General features: G+C 65.5%; 4 protein-coding genes. All 4 read left to right on the top strand.

Annotated features, from left to right (window positions below; translation table 11 throughout):
* On the top strand, positions 1-404 hold a 404-nt coding region (locus ACE3UY_RS13505), incomplete at its 5' end, for a glycosyltransferase (RefSeq protein ID WP_374688032.1).
* A 153-nt stretch (positions 405-557) separates the two neighbouring features.
* On the top strand, positions 558-827 hold the full coding sequence (locus ACE3UY_RS13500) for an AbrB/MazE/SpoVT family DNA-binding domain-containing protein (RefSeq protein ID WP_374688031.1): 270 nt from the start codon (positions 558-560) through the stop codon (positions 825-827).
* A 16-nt stretch (positions 828-843) separates the two neighbouring features.
* Complete coding sequence (locus ACE3UY_RS13495; protein WP_374688030.1) at positions 844-1,269, top strand: PIN domain-containing protein; 426 nt, start codon at positions 844-846, stop codon at positions 1,267-1,269.
* A gap of 79 nt (positions 1,270-1,348) precedes the next feature.
* Positions 1,349-2,248 (top strand): DUF2804 domain-containing protein (locus tag ACE3UY_RS13490; RefSeq protein WP_374688029.1); only part of this gene is annotated, 900 nt, incomplete at its 3' end.

Raw genomic sequence — 2,248 nt, 5'->3', positions numbered from 1 at the left:
TGCCGTCCGCCGTCGCCGGGCGCGTGCACCTGCCCGGCTATATTGCCGACCCCGACAAGGCAGCGCTGCTGTCGGGGGCGACGGCGCTGGTCTTGCCGTCGCTCTATGAGGGGTTCGGCTTCCCCGTGCTGGAGGCGCAGGCGTGTGGGACGGCGGTGGTGTGCGCCAACGGCAGTTCGCTGCCGGAGGTGGCGGGGGAGGGGGCGCTGCTGGTGAATCCACTGGATGGGGCAGCGCTGGCGGCGGCGATGGGGCGCGTGGCGGGCGACGAGGCGCTGCGGCGGGCGCTGGTGGAGCGGGGGTATGCCAACGTGCGGCGGTTTACGTGGGTAGGAGCAGGGGAGCGGGTGTTGGCGGTATTGGAGGCGGCGGGTGGCAGGCGGCGGGCGGCAAGTGGCGGGTAGTCTGTTGGAGGCTGCCTCTTCAGTTGCGGCCAGGATGGGTGCGTAAAACCTATCGGCCCTGGCCAGCGACGTTGAAAAGACGGCGAGGCTGCTCTATACTCTTCATGACTGAAATTCTGACAATACCGTTATTCAGTTATCGGAGGTGCGGCGATGGACGCGACGGTACAAGTTCGACAGCGAGGCAATCTGACCTTGCCGGCCAGCCTACGCGAGCGCTACGGGATAGAACCGGGCGATACCTTTCGCATTCTGGACCTGGATGGCATTTTCGTGTTGACGCCGATGACGCCGATGGTTCCCGAGTTAGCGCGCGAGATCGAACGGGCGCGAGTCGACGCCGGGCTAGATACGGCCGAATTATTGCGCGCGCTACGTGAAGAGCGAGCGCGGTACGTCGCCGAAACCTATGGCGGCCAGTAGACCACCGAAACCACGAGTGTTTATTGATGCCGACGTGCTCTTTGCCGGGGCCGCCTCGCCGTCGGAGCATGGCGCCAGCCTGACCATCTTGCGAATGGCAGAGATTACTTTGCTTGACGCCCTGGCTTCAGAACAGGTGATCATCGAGGCAGAACGCAATCTGGCGGCCAAGCTGCCCGTCGCGTTACCCGCTTTTCGCCTACTGGTCGCCCGCTGCCTGACCGTTGTGCCCGGCCCGACGGCCGAAGAGGTGGAGCAGTTCCGGGGAACCGCCGACCCGGGCGATTTGCCCATCCTGCTGGCTGCCGTGCAACACGAGTGCCCCTGGCTGGTTACCTTCAACACGCGTCATTACCGGCCGGGTCATTCCAACGTAACAGTGCTGCCGCCTGGGGAGTTCGTTCAGCGGGTGAGGTATCTGTTGTCGGCATTGAATCGTTAGTTGGTTGAAGCGCGGGATGGTATTTCGCGTCTGGGGGCGCGAAGAGGCGGGATACCATCCCGCGCTACAAGGTAGATCTATGCAAACAGAACTCAGCGAACCCGGCCCGCTATTGGACGGGCGCGGCCGGCTGGCGCAAATTGGCTGGGCGCGCCGGCCGCTGCTGGATTGTAACCTGGAGAAGGCTCGCTTCTACCCCCTGGGCCTGTTCCAGCGCTTTCGCGTGAAGCGTTGGGACTACTATGCCCTGTTCACGCCCGGCCGCTTCTTCTCGGCCACCGTCGCCGATCTGGGCTACGCGGCCAACATTTTCGCCTATACCGTGGACTTCACTTCCGGCGAGCTGTATGAGGAGGGGCTGGTCATTCCGCTGGGGCGCGGCGTGCGGCTGGCGCGCAATAGCCCGGAAGGGGAGACGGCGTTCGACAACGGCCGGGTGTCGCTGCGCTTCACAGCCGGGCCGGACGAGCGCCGCGTCTTCGTGGAGTGGCCTGGCTTCCATGACGGGCGCGGCCTGCGCGTCGAGGCGCGGCTGCGCGTCCCGCCGGGGCATGAGTCGATGACCATCGTCATCCCCATCGGCCAGCGGCGCTTCTACTACAACACCAAGATTAACTGCCTGCCGGCCGAAGGGTGGGTGCGGTACGGCGACGTGGTGGAGACATTGCGGCCCGACAGTTGCCTCGGCGCGCTCGATTGGGGGCGCGGGGTGTGGGAATATTGCAGCTTCTGGAATTGGGCCAGCGCGTCCGGCTTCCTGCCCGACGGCCGGACGGTGGGCTTGAACCTGGGCCAGGGGTTCGGCGACCTGAGCCGGGCCACGGAGAACGCCGTCATCGTGGATGGACGCGTCCACAAGCTGGGCGCGGTGCGTTTCGACTACCGCTCCGGCGATTTCATGCGCCCCTGGCATTTCAGCGACGACGCCGGCCGGCTCGACCTGACGTTCACCCCCTTCAAGGAGCGCACGGCGCTGACT

The sequence above is a fragment of the Promineifilum sp. (SeqCode) genome (assembly GCF_041918635.1).
Lineage (GTDB): Bacteria > Chloroflexota > Anaerolineae > Promineifilales > Promineifilaceae > Promineifilum.
This window is presented reverse-complemented; position numbering and strand designations above follow the sequence as displayed.

Coding starts and splice junctions, on each gene's coding strand:
- ACE3UY_RS13500 (WP_374688031.1), top strand. CDS start 558: ATGGACGCGACGGTACAAGTTCGACAGCGAGGCAATCTGACCTTGCCG.